Below are 19,430 nucleotides of genomic sequence, written 5' to 3' on the forward strand. Positions count from 1 at the left end.
ACATTGACGACAGATCGGGCATTCAATCTGGCATGCCTAAAAGGAGAACACCCGATAAAAAACTGTTAAAAAATGAAAACTTTGACACATTTAGCCAAATACTCAACAATGGCGCGATAAATGATGCCGGAGGAAAGCTGATGAAATTGTACCGTGTTTTAATGCTGCTTTTCTTCGTTACAAGCAGTATGGTCAGCGCGGCCACCACCCTAAAATTACATCAGGATATTGAACTGCTCGCCGTCGATGGGCAAAAAGTGTCCAGCTCGCTGTTGAAAGGTGCTGATAGCCTGGAACTGGACAACGGTCAGCACCAATTGCTGTTTCGGGTGGTGAAAATTATTTCCGTCTCAGGCAGCGAAAAACGCACCTATTCATCGCCGCTGTTGTTGGCCGCGTTCAATATGCGCAATCAGGACGTCATTACCATCCTGCTGCCTGCACTCGACACGCCCAAGGCGCGCGAGCGTTTCGACCTCGACACCCACTATCAACTCGTGGATAACCACAATAACCCTATCAGCGCGCGAGTGGATAGGCTGGAACTGAGCAATGATGAGCTTGCTCACCAATTGGAGCCCATTCTGGCACAGTACAATGCCGCCAATAAAACTGCATCCGTAACCGCATTTACCTCGCCCAAACAGAACGCTAAAACCTGGCCCGACAATAATGCCGCCAATGCCCAGGACAGCATTGACCCCTTTCTTATTCTCAAATACTGGTTTCGGCAGGCAGATAAAGACACTCAGGATCGCTTTCTGAAATGGGCGAAGGAAAAAGACAAGTAATACAAACGCAGCGCTTTTTGATTATTTTAACCGCAGTTGCGCCAATGCGTTGGTGGTTAGTCGCATTTTTTTCATCTATATCTTTTCAGCGAAATAGCGTTCTCGTAATCTGTGTTTATTATTCTGCTGAAAGGACGTAAACATGGAACTCACCACCCGTACTATCCCTGAACATAAGCACATTGCTTTAGTGGCACACGACCACTGTAAGCAGGCTCTGCTGGATTGGGTGAGTACACACAAAAACACGCTGTCCGAACACCACCTTTACGCGACAGGCACTACGGGAAATCTGATCCAACGCACCACCGCGCTCCCGGTCAAGAGCATGCTAAGCGGCCCGATGGGGGGAGACCAGCAGGTCGGTGCCTTGATTTCGGAAGGAAAAATCGATCTGATGATCTTCTTTTGGGACCCACTGAATGCGGTTCCACACGATCCTGACGTCAAGGCCCTGCTGCGCTTGGCAACCGTTTGGAATATTCCGGTCGCAACCAACCGTTCCACCGCCGACTTTTTGGTTAACTCCGCCCTTTTTAAACAGCCGGTTGAGATCGCCATTCCAGATTACCAACGCTATCTGAATGAGCGTCTGAAGTAACGCGGCGCGTTCAGCGCTACCCGGTTGTTGGTAGCGCTGTTGTTAAGGTTTTCTCTGTAGCGGCACACCGACACGCTGTAATTGCTCAACAAAGACTGACGGTGCTTCTCGATCGTAGAGTAACCAGACCCGGTGTTTCGCTCGGGTTAGCGCTACATACAGCAAACGACGTTCTTCCGCATCAGCAAAAGGTTCCGGCTGGGGCAGCAAGACCTGCTCCAGCAAACTTTCGCGAGACAAGGCTGGGAAACCCTCTTTGCCATCATTCAATCCCACAATCACCACATAGTCAGCCTGTTGCCCCTTGCTGGCATGGATAGTCATAAAATCAATAGCCAGGTTTGGCCACCTCACACTCGCTTTATCCAGCATCGCAGGCCGCAAATGGTGATAGCGCGCCAGCACCAGAATATGCTCATCAGGCGTGACGTAACTGCTGAGCTTATCAAACAGCGCTTCCAACTGTGTTTCAGGCAGCAACATGACCGCTTTTTTGTCGCCAGCGCGCAGGCTGTTGAGCGGTTTCTTTAATTGATGCGGATTTTGCTGCACAAAGGTATTAGCAATCTCGCCAATGCGGTCGTTAAAGCGATAGGTGGTATCCAGCGCACAGCGTTCACCACGCCCAAAGTGATGCTCAAACGCGGTGGTCAGCGTCAGTTCCGCGCCACTGAAACGGTAAATCGCCTGCCAGTCATCGCCGACAGCAAAAAGGCAGGTACGCAGATTTTGCCTGCGCAGCGCGGCCAACAGTTGAGCACGCTGGGGCGAGATATCCTGAAACTCATCGACCAGAATATGCTTCCAGGGGCTGATAAAGCGCCCTTTATCCAGCAGATTTACCGCCTGGTGGATCAGGCCGGAGAAGTCCACTGCACCTTCTTCTTTCAATGCCGCTTTCCATGCTTTAAGCAAAGGCGCCATCAAGCGTAAACCACGCTGCAATCGCGGGCGTTGCTCATCATCGGCCAGCGCCAGCATGTCACTTTGACTACCGCCCTGCATGCGCATAAGTCCGAGCCAGCGATCCAGACGACCACTGAGGCGCGCAGCCAGACGCGTATCCAGCCAGAACTCGCCGTCAGGCACGTTCCACGCCATCTCTTCGCTCAGCCACTCCCGCCATCCTTTGGCCTGCGCTTTCTTCTCCGCGCACTGCTGTTGCCAGGTTTTAATCAGCAGCTCATGTCGCTGCGCGCCATCGCTTTCCAAACGGCTGATAACCGGCGCTTTACGCGTAGCATGTTGAATAATATGCAGAGCCAGTGCATGGAAGGTTTTGGCCTGCACCGCATCCGTGTGCAAGCGCTCTTGAATCCGTTGGTTCATCTCCTGCGCGGCTTTACGGCCAAAAGCAAGTAACAGAATTTGTTCCGGCATCGCTTCGTTTCGGTGCAACAACCAGGCGGCGCGAGCCACCAGCACGGATGTTTTTCCACTGCCCGCGCCAGCCAGCACCAATACGGAATCTTCACCATTGATTACGGCGCGACACTGCGAAACATTCAGCGGGGTGGTTTCAACGCCGTCAAAAAATGCCTGCTCTGAGGAGAGCGTTTTTTCCATCCAGGCCTGGTTACAGGCTGTTCGGCACGATTCACCCTCAGCGAGCCACTGCTGACAAAGGGTGTAGCTGTCACAGCAGTTGACAAACTCCGTCAGTCTCGCGGCAGGCAGCGGCAAGGATGCCAGCGTTGCGCGAATAGCCGTCTGCAATTCAGCCAACGCCTGGCGTGAAACCCACCCATGGTGGTTCGTCATTTGCTCGATGTCGGTGACCTGACGCTGCAACGCGTCGGCACACACCGCGCTCATGTCGTCACTCCACTGACGCCACATTTTCATCAGGTAGCGGTAGAACTGCTGGGTTTCCTGCCATTCGGTGCCATGCAGCCGCACAACCTGGTTGTCCGGCAGCACGAATTCCAACTCCCCCCATACCAGGCCACGCTTGCATTGAATATCAAGCAGTTGGTTAAAGGGAATGACATACTCGTGTTTCTCACCGCTCACCTGAACGCCCGCATTGAGCAGCTTCACCCGATTGTAGGGGTGTTGCGCCAGATGTTTGCCTAAAGAGGTTGCTTTCAGTTCCATTTTCGTTACGCCATGAAAAAAACGGCTTTTCGGTAGTTTACCTGCGACACAGACCCCTTCTCCAGTGTTAAAACACGTTAAGATATCCCTGCGCTTGATGTACTATTCGTTCTGATGACATCATACGCGATGTGTGCTGAAGCAACGCCATGAGATATCTGTATTTTGTAATGTTAGATACCCTATTTGCGATACCTTCGCTACGCCTGACATCATGGAGCAACAATGCGAGCCGTGTTGAACATTCTTAATTTTGTGCTGGGCGGATTTTTCACTACGCTGGCATGGTTTATTGCAACGCTAATCAGCATCGTTCTGATTTTCACATTGCCACTGACCCGATCATGCTGGGAAATCACCAAGCTATCGCTGTTCCCTTACGGTAATGAGGCCGTTCACATCGATGAGGTAGAACCTGAGCGTAAAAATGCTGTATTGAGCGCGGGCGGGACAGTTCTCAACGTCTTCTGGTTTATTCTTTTCGGATGGTGGCTGTGTATATCGCACATTGTCAGCGGTATTGCGCAATGCCTCACGATTATCGGTATTCCTGTCGGGATCGCCAACTTCAAACTGGCGGTCATCGCGCTGTGGCCTGTAGGCCGTCGCGTGGTTTCTATTGAAGAAGCACAGGCGATACGCGAAAGAAACGCACGCCGTCGCTATCGCTAACCGTCGGTAAGGAACAGGCGTTGTTGACTTTCATCTCAGGATTTCGGCGTTACCTATACAACAGCGGTTGGTTATACAACGCGCGTATCTTTATTGCCTTAGCTGGCGCTGCGTTGCTGCCCTGGTGGATGGACCAACCCACCACCACCATTCCGTTAACGCTTGGGGTGGTTGCCGCTGCGCTGACCGACCTCGACGATCGGCTAACCGGCAGATTGCGCAATCTGTTTATTACGCTGCTCTGTTTCTTTATCGCGTCGGTATCGATAGAACTGCTTTTTCCTTACCCGTGGTTATTTGGCGTCGGACTGGCCTTTTCTACTGTAGGTTTTATTCTGCTTGGTGCATTGGGCCAACGCTACGCCACTATTGCTTTCGGCGCTCTGCTGATTGCCATTTACACCATGCTTGGCGTGTCCCTGTATGACAATTGGTATCAACAGCCGCTTTTACTGCTCGCAGGTGCCTTGTGGTACAACCTGCTGACGTTGATGGGGCATGTTATCTTCCCCATTCGTCCCTTGCAGGACAGTCTGGCGAGGTGCTTTGAGCAACTTTCCCACTATCTGGATGCCAAAGCGGCACTGTTTGATCCCGATATTGATGATTCGACAGATAACCCCTTGATCGATGTGGCGCTGGTCAACAGCGATGTGGTGGCAACCCTCAATCAGGCCAAAGCCTCTTTGTTAACCCGGTTGCGCGGGGATCGCGGCCAGCGCGGAACCCGCCGAACGCTGCACTATTATTTTGCTGCACAAGATATTCACGAACGCGCCAGTTCCTCGCACGTGCAGTACGCACAGTTACGTGAAACCTTTCGCCACAGCGATATTCTATTTCGGTTTCAACGGTTACTAACGATGCAGGCACGCGCCTGTCGCCAATTGGCGCAATCCATTCTGTTGCAGCAAAAATATCAGCACGATGGCCGTATCGAGCGGGCGTTTGTTTATCTGGATGCCGCACTTCATGCTTTTTTTACGCAAGATGGCGCAAATACAGCCCAAGGAAAAGCATTACGTCATCTGCTGAATAACCTGCGCGCCATTGATGCTCAGTTAATGAATATCGAATCAGAGCAATGGCTGGAATCGCAGCAACAGATGGAAGAAAGTCTGGCGGATGATGGGCTGACCGGCTGGAGCGATATTCGACTGCGCATCGGTCGCCATCTTACCCCGCGCTCAGCACTGTTTCGCCACGCGATCCGTATGTCTGCCCTGCTGTGCGGGGGGTATGCGCTGATTCAATTGACACACATGCAGCACGGCTACTGGATTCTGCTCACCAGCCTGTTTGTGTGTCAGCCAAACTACAATGCAACGCGGCGACGTTTGGCACTGCGTATCATCGGGACGCTGGCGGGCATTCTGATTGGGATACCGGTACTCTATTTTGTCCCCTCTCTTGAAGGACAACTCACGTTGATTGTTATCAGCGGCGTGCTGTTCTTTGCCTTTCGCAACGTACAATATGCTCATGCCACCCTGTTTATTACCCTATTGGTGCTGCTCTGCTTTAACTTGCTGGGTGAGGGTTTCGAAGTGGCAGGGCCGCGCATTCTGGATACGCTGATTGGATGTGCCATTGCCTGGGCGGCTGTCAGTTTTATCTGGCCGGACTGGCGTTTTCGCGGTTTACCTGCGGTAATAGATAAAACCATCAACGCCAACTGCCGTTATCTGGATGCCATTCTTGAACAGTATCATCAAGGGAAAAGCAACAGCTTGCGTTATCGTATCGCGCGCCGCGATGCGCACAACGGCGACGCAGAGCTGGCCTCTGTCGTCGCTAATATGTCTTCTGAACCCCATGCCATCAGAAATACGCTCGATGATGCGTTTCGCTTTATGTGCCTCAACCATACGCTGTTAAGCTATATTTCAACGCTCGGTGCCCACCGAGAAAAGATGGTGATGCCGCAGACGCTGCAACTGTTGGATGATGCCATCTGCTACATTGATGCAGCCCTGCATCATCCTGACATTGACGTACAAGCGCAGCGAGAAGGATTATTGACGCGTCAGCAACAGGTACAACAGTTGGCACCCGATCCAGACAGCAAGGAACAACTGGTGTTGCAGCAAATCGGTCTGATCATCGATGTCTTGCCGGAACTGACCCAGTTGAAAGGGGCTATTCGGTAAAGTACGCACCGTCAAAATCGGTGCAGAGAAGACTCAAAAGCGTAAAAGCCATGTAGCGCGGCATCATTGCCTCTAAAGATACCGCGCGAGATGACGTTTCAGGTTTTAGGCAACGGCGCAGAATGGTGTTTATACCATTCAATCAGCTCGTTTCTTACCCCTTTAGGCAACGCGGCTTGGTGCGTTCTGCAAATCGCGCCCGCCAACGCCAGTAAAATATTCACACTGGCATGTTTACTGACAGCTTTTAACTTCAAGTAGCTCTCCTTTGCACCGTGTTGTTGCAGCTCGTCAGCATTTCTGATTCCCGCCTTCCATAGCATCCGCTCGAGATCGTGATTCAGATTGGGCAAATCTTTTAACCGTGTGCAATGCTCACGTTCCGATTTATCCTGCTCTGCGCCCTCAAGCGACATCTTGGCCAGTTGCAGCAGTTGAGTCGGATCCTCCCATAAGACCTCCCCCACCAAATAGTAACTCAACGGCACGGGCATGCCGCGTTTGGTATAAACCAGATGCGGCATATTCAGTGCAAGGAAATGTGGCTCACAACGCTTGCTCGCGCGTAAATAAAGCTCTCCGTTGGAGATAAGGCCAAAGATCGTTTTATTTGCTGCGATGCTATAACCGCCGAATTGAGAACGGGTGGTAATTTCTCCCAACGAGGAGAAAGAAACTTTTGATTGCAAAATCCTTTTTTTGCATAACTGATTCATACAACACCCTTTAGTATTGAAAATCAATCCTCTGTCTGTATATGTGTTCTTAACGTGTTAAAGTAATTAATCACAAGGTTGGTAAGGCTTCAAACACAAAATGTGATCTCCCCCCACCGCCATGCCAATTATGCGAAGCGCTTCCAAAAAAAGCGGGTTGATTTTCATCCACAGCCGATATACTGTATAGACATACAGTAACACTAAGGATGAAACCCATCATGCGTGCGCACTCTATTCGTTCAGAACGTCATCAGCCGGCCTCACTGCACAGCGCCCCGTTGCCACAGCACGCTGTTACAGGATACGGCAGCGGTATCATCAGCGAAATCGACTACAGCGTTGAGCACCCGATGACAACGCTCCTGCTACTTCCACTTTTGCAACAATTAGCGGCGCAATCGCGCTGGCTGTTATGGCTGGCCCCACAACAAAAAATCAGCCGCCACTGGTTACAGCAATCGGGTTTGCCCCTTGATAAAGTGATCCAACCTTATCACCTCAACCCCAATGAAACCGTGGATGCAATGGAAAAAGCACTGCTAACGGGAAATTACAGCGTTGTTTTATGCTGGCTTGAGCATAATTTGACGGAAGAAGAGCGTATGCGTTTAAGGCAAGCGGCCCAAAAAGGAAACGCCTACGGATTTATCATGAGACCACAGTGCATAAGTGGAGAAGAGGATGGACTATTTTCTCGCCTAAAAATTCATTCGACGCTGTACCATTAAGTAAATTAAGAGTTTTCTCATCTGCGTATCGTCATCCTGGTTTGTTTGACGTAAAAATCACGGATATGCAGGTGTGATGCGTGTCAACCATTACGGATAAACGTTGCGATTCGCCAAAATAAACTATTATTTGTTAGGAAGTATGTATGAAACGCTGTTTTTTCTACAAGGCAGATCATATCGTACTTGTAACTTTCGTATCACGTTGTAGACTTTAACCCGCTGGAGTTGCTCTTTGCATAATGTCAGTTGTCTGGCAGCAAGCTATAAATAAAGAGCAGTGGCTTCAGTCAAGGATTTAACCAAAGGCCTATTGGCATTAATGCTGATTGCCGGTTTGGATGATAATGAGGCGTAAAATGAAAAAAACAGCTATCGCAATTGCAGTGGCACTGGCTGGCTTTGCTACAGTAGCACAAGCAGCCCCCAAAGAAGAAACCTGGTACGTTGGCGGCAAACTGGGTGTTTCCCAGTTCCACGACACCGGCTTCTACGGTAATGGTTTCGACGGTATCAACAACAACCCGATCAAAAGTAAACTGGGCGCAGGCGCATTCGTCGGCTATCAGGCAAACCAATATCTGGGCTTTGAATTAGGTTATGACTGGCTGGGCCGTTTGAAATATTCAGGCTCCCAGAACAATGCAACTGACAGTGCCGCTTTCAAAGCTCAGGGCGTTCAGTTGGCCGCGAAATTAAGCTACCCGGTAATGCAAGATCTGGACGTCTATACTCGTCTGGGCGGCATGGTATGGCGTGTTGACGCAAACGGCAAAAATGGTGCTAATCAGTTGAGCGACAGCGACACTGGCGTATCCCCACTGGCTGCTGTTGGTATCGAATATGCTTTCGATCGTGACTGGGCTGCGCGCGTTGACTACCAGTGGACCAACAACATTGGCGATGCTGGCACCGTTGGTGCACGTCCTGATAACCTGCTGATGAGCGTTGGCGTTTCTTACCGTTTCGGTCAGGGTGATGCTCCGGCACCGGTTGTTGCTGCTCCGGCACCTGTTGCTGCGCCAGCTCCGGTTGTTGAAACCAAGCGTTTCACACTGCGTTCTGACGTTCTGTTCAACTTTGGTAAAGACACGCTGAAACCAGAAGGTCGCCAGTCTCTGGACCAACTGTACAGCCAACTGAGCAACCTGGATCCTAAAGACGGTTCTGTTGTTGTTCTGGGCTTCACTGACCGCATCGGTTCTGTAGAAGCTAACCAGGCGCTGTCAGAGCGTCGTGCTCAGAACGTCGTGTCTTACTTGGTATCCAAGGGTATCCCGGCTAACAAGATCTCTGCTCGCGGTATGGGTAAATCCAACCCGGTTACCGGCTCTACCTGCGATAACACGAAACCGCGTGCAGCGCTGATTGACTGCCTGGCACCGGATCGTCGCGTTGAGATCGAAGTGAAAGGCATCAAAGACGTTGTTGCTCAGCCTCAGGCTTAAGTTATTCGTTTCTGAATAACCTGGTACTGATAAAAAACCTCGCGATTGCGAGGTTTTTTTTTACTTCCTTTTTAAACGGTTCCTTTTTGAACAGTTCTTTTTTTGATCAGCGCTTTTTGGTATCGCTGTCGTCTTGAGAAAGAATCGCTTTCAGATCCTGCTTTAGCAGTGACATTTGATTGGCATAACGCTCTTTGGACTCAGCATCTTCTATCAGTTGCACTACGGTTTCTGACAGTGTCACATTGCGACGGGTTGCCAATGCCGCCAGCCGTTGCCAAACCAGATATTCAAGATCGATAGATTTTTTGCGCGTGAGTTGGCTTTCGGCATTGAAATGGCGCTTGCGGCGTGCACGTATCGTTTGCTTAAGACGAGTTTCCAATCCAGGGTTCATGCACTGTTTAATCCAGGCAAGCACCAGCACCGGTTGGTTCGCCATTTTCAGCAACGCGTCTACCGCATCATCAGCTGCACTCTGCTCAATAAAACGCGTGATGGCTTCACCTTCCCGGTGTTTTTTCACCAGATATTTCCATTTCCAACCGCACTCAAGATTCTCTAACTGTTGATATTTCATGATAAATTCTTCAGTGACCGTGTAACGCTTACCTTAGCATAACAGTTTTTAGTCAACTTTCCTCTCAGGGCTCACGTTTTTGCCAACAACGTCAAGAGGTGGCGTCATCACACATCAATTATCTATTTCCTTAACGTTCCAACACTTCGTCTGTGCAGCAGGTATTATTCTTGTATAATCACGCTCTTCATTCAGACAACTACCTTTGATACTTTGACCAATAACCAACTTGCATGGCAGCATCTGCTGCCCGACCATACGCCTTACCAGTCTCTGTTCGATCGGGCAGACACGCTTGAATCGCTGGATTTTGCTGCGCTTCAGCCCCGGCTGGCAGATAGCCTGAAGGTATTTTGCCATCCTCACTCACCGTCGCCCTATATGTTGGTGAAGGCAGAAGAGACCCATGATTACCTCGCGCTCATTACCGGAGCGGTAAGGCATCTATGCCCACCGATCGCGGCCCCGCGCGGCAGCCGTTATCGTATTGAGCACGATCGGATTGATATTCAACCGGCGCAGCAACTTGACGATAATTTCGCGGCCCAGCAGGCATGCGAGTTCAAGGCATGGATCGAAGCAGAACAGTTATTCGGCTGTGTCCGTTATTTTCAGGAACGCATTAGCCTGCAACCCGGATTATTACACCGTATCAATGGCGGGACGTTGATCCTGACTGCGCGAACCTTGTTAGCACAACCGCTACTGTGGTTACGCTTAAAGCAAATTATCGCAGAAGGCCAATACCATTGGCTTTCACCGGATGAAAGGCGTCCTTTGCCTCTCGCGATTCCGTCAATGCCGATGAATATTCGGCTGATGGTGGTCGGCGACCGCGAAAGCCTTGGCGATCTGCACGATATTGAACCCGACCTGCGTGACTTGGCCGTGTACGGTGAATTTGAATCCGAATTGCCGCTGATTGACGAAGAGGATATGTCACGCTGGTGTGCATACATTAATGCGTTATGCACCGCCAATCATCTCCCCTTGCTCGCAGCGGATGCCTGGCCTTCACTGCTGCAATTAGCCGTGCGCTACAGCGGCGATCAGGGCAGCCTGCCGCTTTGTCCGCAGTGGCTTACGCATCAGCTCAAGCACATTGCCATTTACGCTCAGGAAGCGCATATCACTGCGCAAACCATCACGGATGCGATCGCAGCCCAACGCTGGCGAGAAGGCTATCTGGCCGAGCGTATGCGTGACGAAATAGAGCTGGGACAGATAGTGATCGAAACCGAGGGCGAAGTCGTTGGCCAAATCAACGGGCTTTCGGTGCTTGAATACCCCGGCCATCCGGTGGCATTTGGTGAACCCACACGCATTAGCTGTGTTGTTCATCCTGGCGATGGCGAATTTACCGATGTCGATCGCAAAGCTGAACTGGCGGGTAATTTGCACGCCAAGGGCATGATGATCATGCAGGCATTTCTGATTTCCGAACTGGAGCTTGAGCAACAACTGCCCTTCTCCGCATCGCTGGTGTTTGAGCAGTCCTACAGTGAAGTCGATGGTGACAGTGCATCGCTGGCCGAGCTGTGCGCATTAATTAGCGCCTTGTCGCTGCAACCGATCAATCAGCAACTCGCCATTACCGGTTCGGTCGATCAGTTTGGTCGCGTGCAGCCCATTGGCGGCGTCAATGAGAAGATCGAAGGCTTCTTTGATATTTGTCAGCGGCGAGAACTCACCGGCAATCAGGGTGTCATTATTCCAGCGGCCAATCTTCGCCACTTGAGTCTGAATGCCGATGTGGTTGAGGCCGTTCGTGCCGGGCAATTCCATATCATTCCGGTGGAAACGGTGCCGGAAGCCGTCACGTTACTGACCAACATGCTCTATGACGATGAACAACAGCCAAATCTGTTGGGCTTGATTAAAGAGCGTATTGCGCAATTCTCACCGCCAGAGCGACGCCGCTTCCCGTGGTTTTTTCGGTGAGAAACTGGTTTAACCAGATGTTTCTGGGTTGCTCAGCTTACAGGTGTAAGCTAACCTGCGTGCTTCACTAGAATAAGGCTTACTGAGAATATGGTAGATAAACGCGAATCTTATACGAAAGAAGACCTTCTTGCCTCTAGCCGCGGTGAACTGTTCGGCCCTCAAGGCCCCCAGTTGCCTGCCCCGAACATGTTGATGATGGACCGTGTCGTCAAAATGACGGAAGACGGCGGTAATCATGGCAAAGGCTACGTTGAAGCCGAGTTGGATATTACGCCTGACCTGTGGTTCTTTGGTTGCCACTTTATCGGCGATCCGGTAATGCCTGGATGCCTGGGATTAGATGCCATGTGGCAGTTGGTCGGGTTCTATCTCGGCTGGCTGGGCGGTGAAGGTAAAGGCCGTGCGCTGGGCGTAGGTGAAGTGAAATTCACCGGTCAGGTATTGCCAACGGCTAAAAAAGTCACCTACCGTATTCACTTCAAGCGCGTTATCAATCGCCGTTTGGTGATGGGCATTGCCGATGGTGAAGTGTTGGTTGATGGAAAGCAGATCTACACGGCTGACGAATTAAAAGTGGGCCTGTTCAAAGATACCACCGCGTTCTAAGCGCAACATGTGGACGGTTTCCCGACCGTCCACGCTTTCCCCGCGCCGTTACAATACGGCTCGCTTGGTCTGCACTTCATTACCGATCGATTCACAGACGTCTGCCGGAATTTTCAGCTCCTGTGCGAGCGTACCAAGGTAGCTTTTTTCCATAAAGTGGTCGACATCAATCACCGCACAGCTTAAAAAGTAGACCTCCAACGCTTCATCCTCATTCTTGACGCCACGCGCTAACAATGCGGGATCCAGCGGCTGGTCAATAGCCTCTTGTATCCAGGTTTCGGCTTCAGCTCCCAGTTGCAGCTCCTGAACGTTCTCTTTTATCCGTTGCTGCTCTGCCGAATCAATATGCCCATCGCTCTTGGCCGCAAAGACCAATGCCATGATCAAACGACGGGCACGCACGTTATCGCTGGATGATTGAGCGCCGAAATCGGCATCCTCAACGTGGGTATCGCGTACACGCTTTTTGTATTGATTCCACAGCATGACGCCCGCAGCAGCGCTCCCGCCGATGATCAAGGCATTTTTACCCAGAGACCCCAGCATCTTTCTTGTGGATTTGTTCGCCAGCAACACCCCGGCCAACCCGCCAAACGCCGCAGGTTTCAGCATATCGCCCAGGTTGCCGTTTTTAGTGCTGCTCGTTGCCGAACCCGCTTTTGCTCCCGCAGCTCCCAGGAGCGTTTGTATCTGCTGCATCCATTGGCTCATGGCCGTTTCCCCGTTGTTGGTATCATTATCATCTGTGCTCGCCAGGCGAACATTACCTGTATCTATGCATAGTAGAGCCTGTTATGCCCGTTGTTTGTCAGGTAATGTATAACAATGAAAATGTGGCACAGGCCCGGTTTTGCCACAGCAAAGGCAATTCTACGTTGGGATGATTTGCGCTTTATTTTTGACAAGGTATACTGCACCCATCGAAATGAAATAGTGTTTTAGTATTTGTAGTTGTCCGTCACAATAAAGGAACGAACATGAAAATTGCATTGATTAACGAGAACAGCCAGGCTGCCAAGAACGCTATCATTGCCGAAGCGCTGACTAAAGCCGTTGCACCGCAAGGTCACACCGTATACAACTACGGTCAGTACGCCGTTGATGACGCAGCACAACTGACCTACATCCAGAACGGTATTCTGGCAGCTATCCTGCTGAACTCCGGTGCTGCTGATTTCGTGGTAACCGGTTGCGGTACTGGCCAGGGTGCGATGCTGGCCTGTAACTCTTTCCCGGGCGTGCTTTGTGGTCTGGTTGTTGACCCGTCCGATGCGTACCTGTTCTCCCAGATCAACAACGGTAACGCGGTTTCTCTGCCGTATGCCAAAGGCTTCGGCTGGGGCGCAGAGCTGAACCTGGAAAACCTGTTCACTCAGCTGTTCAAAGAAGAAGGTGGCCGTGGCTACCCGAGCGACCGTGTTGTTCCGCAACAGCGCAACAAGAAGATCCTGGACGCGGTAAAAGAAGTTACCTATAACGATCTGATCTCCATCCTGAAAAATCTGGATCAGGATCTGGTTAAAGGTGCTATTTCTGGTGCTAAATTCCAGGAATACTTCTTTGCTAACAGCAAAGATGCAGAACTGACCAGCTTTATCAAATCGCTGCTGGCATAATTCCCCTATAGGGAAAGTTGCCGTATCGATTAATCAGCCGCGGGTGGAAACACCTGCGGTTTTTTTATGCGCCAATGCGCGCTTGTTCGCGTGTCGATCGTCGTGTTATCGCATTCAATTCCCTCCGTTTCACGTCAGGCGTTCACTGTGTAATCAGATGCGTGAAATCCATAAAATTCTGCTTGACCGAAGGCGGCCGACTCCCTATAGTAGCGCCCCGTTGCCCTTGAACGGCAACCCCCGGTGAGGTGTCTGAGTGGCTGAAGGAGCACGCCTGGAAAGTGTGTATACGCGAAAGCGTATCGAGGGTTCGAACCCCTCTCTCACCGCCATATAAAAGGACGCCCCTGAGTAATCAGGGGCGTTTTTGCTTTTAGGGTGTAGCCAGGTTCTCATTCCCCCTGCTGAAAACGCTGATACAAATGAATCCCCAGCAGCATGGTTACCAGACTTACCGTCATTGCCACCGTTGCCATCGCCATTCCCTGCCCTACTGATCCCTGCTCAAACTGTCGCCAGATAAAGATCGCCGTGGTTTGCACACCCGCCGGTGCCAGGAGCAATGAGGTCACCAGTTCACGAACGGCTACGGCAAACACCAGCAACATCGCCGCCAGCAAGCTGGGGAAAATGAGCGGTGCCACCACGTAGCGCAATGCCTTCAACGTCGAGGCGCCATGAACGCGTGCGGCAGCTTCCAGGTTAGGGCCAAGTTGACGCAATGCCGCACTCACATAGCGGATGGGATAAGGCAACAACAAGCAACTGTAGGCCAATAGAAGAATCGCCCAGGTGTTGTAGGGCGTAATCGGCCAGAAGCTTCGGTTCCAGGCCAATATCAGCCCTACGCCAACCACAATGCCGGGCAGCGCCACGGGCAACAGAGAAAGACCATCCAATAGCGCTGCGCCGCGCACACGTCTTACCGTCACCAGCCAGGCAACCAGCGTGCCGACAACCCCTGTCAGTAGCGCAGTGCCACTGGCCAATCCCATGCTGCTTGAGAGCGCACTTAGCGCCTGATTCTTACCGCTTAGTACGGCACTGAAATGCCTTAGCGTTACATTGTCTGCGGATAACCCGCCGGATAGGGTGCCGGAAAAGGCGGTTGCCAACATGGCGCTCACCGGAATGCCTACCGCAATCACCGCGACGCACGAGAACAACCCGATGATGGGCAAGGTCCAGCGCCCCGGATCGCGAATGACAATAGCCGCTGGCTTCCCGGTAATGGTGCCAACGTCTTTTCCCGCAGTGAGCGCGCGCTGAACCGTATAGGCCGTCAATGCCAATGCAACCAGCAACAACGACAGCACGGCTGCACCGGAAAGATCGATGGGCCAATCGGCAAGACGTTGCTCAATCCCAGTGGTAAGTGCCTGGATCCCTGCATGCGGTCCAATCGCGGCGGGCACACCGTACTCCTCTATTGCCAGCGCGAACGCCAGCAGGGTACTGGCCGCAATCGCAGGCAATGCCAGCGGTAATGTGATACGGAAAAATGCCGCCCACGGACCCGCGCCATGTACCCGGGCAACATCCGCAAGACGCCCGCCGTGACTCGCCATACTGCGCGAGACGGCAAAATAGACCACAGGAAAAATATTTAACGCCATCACTATCGCCATGCCGGGCAATGAGAACAGCAGCGCATTGAACTTGAACGAGAAAAGCTGTTCCAGATAGCCACGCGTTTGCAATGCAAGCATCCACGACAGGGCCGAGATATACGGAGGGATCAAAAAGGGGATTAGAAATAACAAATCCCACACGCGGGCATAGGGAATATGGAACAACCCGCGCAAGGTGCCCAGCGTTACCCCTAACAAGCCGCTCAATAATGCAACACCGATACCAATGCCGAAGGTATTAGAGAGCAATGGACCAAGTCGGGGATCCTGTGCCACGGCAATAAATGCACTCAATGGCTCACGCATCGAGCCTTCTTCAAGCCCCGGGAAAACGGCTTGCAGCACGACAAAGATAACGGGAATACCCACCAGCACGAAAAGTATTGCCACCGTCACCAGTGGCAATAATGCAAAACCTCTCATGTTTAACTCCTGCGCCAGCAGTGGGCTGGCGCTGCTGATCCTTAACGTTGCCCGAACTGGCTCGCAAAACGCGCCAGAATAGCGTTACGTGAGGTGCTGGCGGCATCACCTTCCGGGAGTAGCGTCAGAGATTTAAACAACGGGCGTTTGGCATCAATATCCTGACGTGCAGGCATCAACCAGGCCTCAGCAACGGCCTCTTGCCCAGCGGGAGAGAGCACATAATCGACGAACGCTTTTGCCTGTTCCTGATGCTGACTGCTTTTCAGAATCATCATCGGACGCGGCGCAATCGCGGTGCCGCTGGTGGGGAAAATCACCTTGATCGACTCACCTTGTTCAACGCTGTTATAGGCCACGTAATCCACCGCACCAAATACGGCAGCCTTGGCGCCTTGCAGCACTGGCGTCAACGCTTGCGCGTTAGGGCCAGACACGATCATCCCGTTGTTTTTCAAGGTATCAAATAGTTTCCAGGCGTTCTCACCTTGCGCATTTTGTAACCCGATAATCAGGTCTAACGAAGCACCTGAAAGCGCCGGATCGGGCGTGGTCACCTTATCTTTGAATGCAGGCTGGGCCAAATCTTGCCAATCTTTCGGCTCTGGTGTCCCACTCTTGCTGTTCCACACAATGCCCAGCGCAGAAATGCCCTGTGCAACGTAATAAGGTGTTTTAAACGGTGCAGGCACCTGGGCTGCGTTTTTACTTTCATAGGCCAGCAGCCAGCCACGCTGCTGCAAATCCGTAGCGGTGTCCCACGAGGCGGAGATCAACACATCCGCGCGCGGATTCGCTTGCTCGGCATCGAGCCTGGCCATCACTTTGCCGGTGGTGGCTTGAAAGATATCGACTTTAACGCCGGTTTCCTTTTCAAACCCGGCTGCCAGCTTGCTGCTTAACGATCCTGGACCGGCGGTATACACCGTCAATGCCAGCGCACTGCTGCTTGCCATGACCAAAGAAAGCGCCATACCTGTTAATACTCCTGAGGTTAACTTTTTGCTGAGGGAAACTGTGCTGAGGTTTACTGTGTTCATGTTCATCGTATAACGCCCCTACTCTGTCTTTAAGGTGGAAACGGAGACCAGTTGGCCCGCGGATAAAGTGGCAATCGCATCGACCATGGTGTTCGCCTCTTCGCGATCGTGCGTGACATACACCGCTGTCGTGCCTAACTGACGCAGTAATGCCGACATCTCTTTACTGAGTGACTCGCGGAGATCGCGATCAAGATTGGAAAGCGGTTCATCGAACAGCAGGATCCGAGGCTCGGCCACCACGGCGCGCGCCAACGCGACACGCTGTTGTTGCCCTCCCGACAACGCGGAGGGATGGCGCTCGGCCAACGTTTGCAGCCCGACACGTTCCAGAGCGGCATCCGTTTTCTCTTTACGGCGCGCCGCATTAAGGCCGCGCATTTTCAACGGAAAAGCCACGTTCTCACGCACCGTCATGTGCGGCCACAGCGCATAGTCCTGAAACACCATGCCTAAATCACGTTGCTCCGGCGGTGCGCTAAAACGCGCCTCCGCGACCCGAACGCCACCGAAGTCAATGCTGCCATCCGTCGGTTGCAGTAGCCCCGCCAGCAGTTTGAGCAGCGTGCTTTTGCCGCAGCCGGAAGGACCTAACAACGCAAGGACCGTGCCGGCAGGCACGTGCAGATCGATGTCACGCAGAATCGGTTGCTGCGCAATGTGAAAGCAGAGGCCGCTCACCGTGATATCCACCGAGCGGTTCATCGCTCCGCTCCACGTAGTGAACGATAGAGGTTTTGTGCAACCCGGCATTGCCATAGCAGCAACGCGAGATAACGCAGTGGGGAGGACAGGCGTGTAAAAACCGCCTGACAGTAAAGCAGGAAAAACATAAACATACGGGCATCCTCTTTGGGACTTTATATCGGAATTGGTAGGGTAAAAAAGCAATGCGACGGCGTGATGACAGAAAAAAGACGTTGGCGTTTCAGGGGGGGATCTCAGTGGCAAGCATAGGGCCGAACAGCGAGGGTCGAAAAGCTGCCGTCAGTGTAAGTCACTACGCTGACGGCAGAATGTATCAGTTATAAGCGAAGAGCGTGCGCTGGCACAATTGCGAGCGGACACAATCCGATGCGCGGAAAGAAACAATGCCGATCATGTCATCATCCTGAAAACGATCCAGTGCATCCTGCAAACCGGATTTCACCCCGATAGGCAAATCGCATTGCGTAATATCACCGTTGACAATCACCGTGACATTTTCACCCAGACGGGTCAGGAACATCTTCATCTGATTCACCGTGACATTCTGTGCTTCATCAAGGATCACCACGGCATTTTCGAATGTACGCCCGCGCATATAAGCAAACGGTGCGATTTCCACTTTCCCAATCTCCGGGCGCAAGCAGTATTGCAAGAACGATGCGCCAAGACGCCGCTGCAATACGTCATACACCGGGCGGAAATAGGGTGCGAACTTCTCAGTAATGTCGCCAGGTAAAAAGCCAAGGTCCTCATCGGCCTGTAGCACCGGCCGGGTAACAATTATCCTTTCAACCTCTTTATGAATCAGCGCTTCAGCCGCTTTGGCCGCACTGAGAAACGTTTTGCCACACCCCGCCTCACCGGTGGCAAAGATTAACTGTTTATTTTCTATTGCAGACAAGTAATGCTCCTGGGCGATGGTACGCGCAGCAATCGGTGACGTATCGCGATTTTCTCGCGCCATACCGATGGCCTCAATTCCCCCCATCTGGACCAGAGAAGTGACCGATTCTTCTTCACGCTGGCGATGACTGCGTGAATCACGACGAATAACGCGTTTAGCTTCACGACGCGCTTTGATCACTGCTTTTTGTCTTCCCATAGTGGCACCTTACAGTTTGTTTCACTTACCGCACATAACCACTGTGCGTGACGTTTCACTCACAAACGAGGTTGGCTTCCTTATTAAGCCGATACTGGAGACAAGCGTAGCGCACCGCCAATGACGGCGGCGGACGATAATATCGTCCCGCAAGGTGGGCGCGAGGGCTAAAAAATGATGAAGCAGTAGAGAAGAATAATGACAAGATGTGCTGCGGGAGAAATTCACACGGGCAGTGAGCCCCTCACCTCCCTTTATCGACCATCGCGTTTGATGACGGCGACAACAGAGGTGATATTGAAAACGACATGTCAGAAGTTGCTGATTGGGTCCCCAAAAGGACATTACCATGTGCGTTCCTCACTGTAGCAACAACTATTCCACAGAATAATGATTGACCGTATTAGAACTCCCGATCATCACCCGGAAAAAATAACGCGGGTTGATGTCAGTAAGATGACATTGCAATAAAATGCCCTGCGTTGGCAAGCGTTTTTTACAGTTCCATAACATTTATCTATGGCAAAAAATATAACCCTTTGCCGTTACAGACTTTTACCGCTTCATTTTT

17 protein-coding genes and 1 tRNA gene are annotated in these 19,430 nt (G+C 51.8%); 10 read left to right on the forward strand and 8 right to left on the reverse strand.

From position 1 onward, the window contains the following. The first annotated feature begins 140 nt into the window (after nt 1–140). Nucleotides 141–791, forward strand: a complete 651-nt coding sequence (locus J5069_RS06700) for a DUF2057 family protein (RefSeq protein WP_264643100.1) — start codon at nt 141–143, stop codon at nt 789–791. Nucleotides 792–933: 142 nt separating this feature from the next. Next, nucleotides 934–1,392 carry a methylglyoxal synthase gene (locus tag J5069_RS06705; protein ID WP_264627459.1) on the forward strand — a complete coding sequence of 153 codons (459 nt, stop codon included), beginning with the start codon at nt 934–936 and terminating at the stop codon, nt 1,390–1,392. Between the two features lie 42 nt (nt 1,393–1,434). On the opposite strand, the gene helD is transcribed toward J5069_RS06705, so the two are convergent. Beyond that, nucleotides 1,435–3,489 carry a DNA helicase IV gene (helD, locus tag J5069_RS06710; protein WP_264643101.1) on the reverse strand — a complete coding sequence of 685 codons (2,055 nt, stop codon included), beginning with the start codon at nt 3,487–3,489 and terminating at the stop codon, nt 1,435–1,437. Nucleotides 3,490–3,714: 225 nt separating this feature from the next. Between helD and J5069_RS06715 the strand changes: the two genes are divergently transcribed. Next, nucleotides 3,715–4,161 (forward strand): YccF domain-containing protein, encoded by a 447-nt coding sequence (locus J5069_RS06715; RefSeq protein ID WP_264643102.1) that lies wholly within the window; start codon nt 3,715–3,717, stop codon nt 4,159–4,161. Nucleotides 4,162–4,181: 20 nt separating this feature from the next. Further along, nucleotides 4,182–6,311: a YccS family putative transporter gene (gene yccS, locus J5069_RS06720; RefSeq protein ID WP_264643103.1), complete on the forward strand. Its 2,130-nt coding sequence runs from the start codon at nt 4,182–4,184 to the stop codon at nt 6,309–6,311. A gap of 98 nt (nt 6,312–6,409) precedes the next feature. Here the strand turns inward: yccS and J5069_RS06725 are convergent, their stop codons facing one another. After that, a complete protein-coding gene (locus J5069_RS06725) occupies nt 6,410–7,027 on the reverse strand; it encodes a TfoX/Sxy family DNA transformation protein (RefSeq protein WP_264643104.1) in 618 nt (205 codons plus the stop codon). 221 nt (nt 7,028–7,248) lie between these two features. Here J5069_RS06725 and sulA point away from each other — a divergent pair, with 221 nt between their 5' ends. Then, on the forward strand, nt 7,249–7,758 hold the full coding sequence (gene sulA, locus J5069_RS06730; protein ID WP_264643105.1) for an SOS-induced cell division inhibitor SulA: 510 nt from the start codon (nt 7,249–7,251) through the stop codon (nt 7,756–7,758). 359 nt (nt 7,759–8,117) lie between these two features. Next, a complete protein-coding gene (gene ompA / locus J5069_RS06735; RefSeq protein ID WP_264643106.1) occupies nt 8,118–9,206 on the forward strand; it encodes a porin OmpA in 1,089 nt (362 codons plus the stop codon). 106 nt (nt 9,207–9,312) lie between these two features. On the opposite strand, the gene matP is transcribed toward ompA, so the two are convergent. After that, nucleotides 9,313–9,786, reverse strand: coding sequence for a macrodomain Ter protein MatP (gene matP, locus J5069_RS06740; protein ID WP_264643107.1), 474 nt, complete (start codon nt 9,784–9,786; stop codon nt 9,313–9,315). A gap of 213 nt (nt 9,787–9,999) precedes the next feature. On the opposite strand from matP, the gene J5069_RS06745 reads away from it, so the two are divergent. Together J5069_RS06745 and fabA are read left to right on the forward strand one after the other, a co-directional pair. Next, on the forward strand, nt 10,000–11,727 hold the full coding sequence (locus tag J5069_RS06745) for a Lon protease family protein (protein WP_319801660.1): 1,728 nt from the start codon (nt 10,000–10,002) through the stop codon (nt 11,725–11,727). A gap of 90 nt (nt 11,728–11,817) precedes the next feature. After that, nucleotides 11,818–12,336 (forward strand): bifunctional 3-hydroxydecanoyl-ACP dehydratase/trans-2-decenoyl-ACP isomerase, encoded by a 519-nt coding sequence (gene fabA / locus J5069_RS06750; protein ID WP_264643108.1) that lies wholly within the window; start codon nt 11,818–11,820, stop codon nt 12,334–12,336. Nucleotides 12,337–12,384: 48 nt separating this feature from the next. On the opposite strand, the gene J5069_RS06755 is transcribed toward fabA, so the two are convergent. Next, nucleotides 12,385–13,050 (reverse strand): tellurite resistance TerB family protein, encoded by a 666-nt coding sequence (locus J5069_RS06755; protein WP_264643109.1) that lies wholly within the window; start codon nt 13,048–13,050, stop codon nt 12,385–12,387. Between the two features lie 266 nt (nt 13,051–13,316). On the opposite strand from J5069_RS06755, the gene J5069_RS06760 reads away from it, so the two are divergent. Next, complete coding sequence (locus J5069_RS06760) at nt 13,317–13,955, forward strand: RpiB/LacA/LacB family sugar-phosphate isomerase (RefSeq protein WP_264643110.1); 639 nt, start codon at nt 13,317–13,319, stop codon at nt 13,953–13,955. 242 nt (nt 13,956–14,197) lie between these two features. Beyond that, a tRNA-Ser gene (locus tag J5069_RS06765) sits at nt 14,198–14,287 on the forward strand. A gap of 60 nt (nt 14,288–14,347) precedes the next feature. Here the strand turns inward: J5069_RS06765 and J5069_RS06770 are convergent. The 4 genes from J5069_RS06770 to phoH all read right to left on the reverse strand — a co-directional run bounded on the left by J5069_RS06770 (nt 14,348) and on the right by phoH (nt 18,859). Further along, nucleotides 14,348–16,009 carry an ABC transporter permease gene (locus J5069_RS06770; protein WP_264643111.1) on the reverse strand — a complete coding sequence of 554 codons (1,662 nt, stop codon included), beginning with the start codon at nt 16,007–16,009 and terminating at the stop codon, nt 14,348–14,350. Between the two features lie 41 nt (nt 16,010–16,050). Beyond that, on the reverse strand, nt 16,051–17,049 hold the full coding sequence (locus J5069_RS06775) for an ABC transporter substrate-binding protein (RefSeq protein WP_413542220.1): 999 nt from the start codon (nt 17,047–17,049) through the stop codon (nt 16,051–16,053). A gap of 18 nt (nt 17,050–17,067) precedes the next feature. Next, nucleotides 17,068–17,754 (reverse strand): ABC transporter ATP-binding protein, encoded by a 687-nt coding sequence (locus tag J5069_RS06780; protein ID WP_264643113.1) that lies wholly within the window; start codon nt 17,752–17,754, stop codon nt 17,068–17,070. A gap of 316 nt (nt 17,755–18,070) precedes the next feature. Next, entirely contained in the window at nt 18,071–18,859 is a 789-nt protein-coding gene (gene phoH / locus J5069_RS06785) for a phosphate starvation-inducible protein PhoH (protein WP_264643114.1), read from the reverse strand. Between the last annotated feature and the right edge of the window lie 571 nt (nt 18,860–19,430).

The sequence above is a fragment of the Candidatus Symbiopectobacterium sp. NZEC127 genome (genome assembly GCF_025962675.1).
Taxonomy (GTDB): domain Bacteria; phylum Pseudomonadota; class Gammaproteobacteria; order Enterobacterales; family Enterobacteriaceae; genus Symbiopectobacterium.

Coding starts and splice junctions, on each gene's coding strand:
- J5069_RS06700 (WP_264643100.1), top strand. CDS start 141: ATGAAATTGTACCGTGTTTTAATGCTGCTTTTCTTCGTTACAAGCAGT.
- J5069_RS06705 (WP_264627459.1), top strand. CDS start 934: ATGGAACTCACCACCCGTACTATCCCTGAACATAAGCACATTGCTTTA.
- helD (WP_264643101.1), bottom strand. CDS start 3,489: ATGGAACTGAAAGCAACCTCTTTAGGCAAACATCTGGCGCAACACCCC.
- J5069_RS06715 (WP_264643102.1), top strand. CDS start 3,715: ATGCGAGCCGTGTTGAACATTCTTAATTTTGTGCTGGGCGGATTTTTC.
- J5069_RS06725 (WP_264643104.1), bottom strand. CDS start 7,027: ATGAATCAGTTATGCAAAAAAAGGATTTTGCAATCAAAAGTTTCTTTC.
- sulA (WP_264643105.1), top strand. CDS start 7,249: ATGCGTGCGCACTCTATTCGTTCAGAACGTCATCAGCCGGCCTCACTG.
- ompA (WP_264643106.1), top strand. CDS start 8,118: ATGAAAAAAACAGCTATCGCAATTGCAGTGGCACTGGCTGGCTTTGCT.
- matP (WP_264643107.1), bottom strand. CDS start 9,786: ATGAAATATCAACAGTTAGAGAATCTTGAGTGCGGTTGGAAATGGAAA.
- fabA (WP_264643108.1), top strand. CDS start 11,818: ATGGTAGATAAACGCGAATCTTATACGAAAGAAGACCTTCTTGCCTCT.
- J5069_RS06755 (WP_264643109.1), bottom strand. CDS start 13,050: ATGAGCCAATGGATGCAGCAGATACAAACGCTCCTGGGAGCTGCGGGA.
- J5069_RS06760 (WP_264643110.1), top strand. CDS start 13,317: ATGAAAATTGCATTGATTAACGAGAACAGCCAGGCTGCCAAGAACGCT.
- J5069_RS06770 (WP_264643111.1), bottom strand. CDS start 16,009: ATGAGAGGTTTTGCATTATTGCCACTGGTGACGGTGGCAATACTTTTC.
- J5069_RS06775 (WP_413542220.1), bottom strand. CDS start 17,049: ATGAACACAGTAAACCTCAGCACAGTTTCCCTCAGCAAAAAGTTAACC.
- J5069_RS06780 (WP_264643113.1), bottom strand. CDS start 17,754: ATGAACCGCTCGGTGGATATCACGGTGAGCGGCCTCTGCTTTCACATT.
- phoH (WP_264643114.1), bottom strand. CDS start 18,859: ATGGGAAGACAAAAAGCAGTGATCAAAGCGCGTCGTGAAGCTAAACGC.